Source organism: Pseudomonas sp. 32_A, assembly GCF_017490905.1.
Taxonomy (GTDB): Bacteria; Pseudomonadota; Gammaproteobacteria; order Pseudomonadales; family Pseudomonadaceae; genus Aquipseudomonas; species Aquipseudomonas inefficax.
Genome location: NZ_JAFGYI010000351.1, coordinates 1 through 443, shown reverse-complemented (window position 1 = coordinate 443; position 443 = coordinate 1). Strand labels below are relative to the sequence as shown.

1 protein-coding gene is annotated in these 443 nt (G+C 53.0%); it reads left to right on the top strand.

Annotated elements, in window-relative coordinates; translation table 11 throughout:
• Positions 1 to 443: helicase-related protein (locus tag J5M58_RS27035; RefSeq protein WP_306795263.1), on the top strand; the 443-nt coding region annotated here is incomplete at both ends.

The window sequence follows — 443 nt, the reverse complement described above, 5'->3', positions numbered from 1 at the left end:
GATGATCTTCTTTCGGAGATTCGTCAGCGAGCGGCAATTAACGAACGCGTACTGGTCACCACACTGACCAAGCGGATGGCGGAAGATCTTACCGAATATCTCGAAGAACATGGCGAGCGCGTGCGTTATCTTCACTCAGATATCGACACCGTCGAACGTATGGAGATTATCCGCGACTTGCGTCTGGGTGAGTTCGACGTGCTGGTAGGGATCAACTTACTGCGCGAAGGTCTGGATATGCCGGAAGTGTCGCTGGTGGCGATCCTCGACGCTGACAAAGAAGGCTTCCTGCGTTCCGAACGTTCGTTGATCCAGACCATTGGTCGTGCGGCACGTAACGTTAACGGTAAAGCGATTCTCTACGGCGATAAGATCACCCCATCAATGGCGAAAGCGATTGGCGAAACCGAACGTCGCCGTGAGAAACAGCAGAAGTACAACGA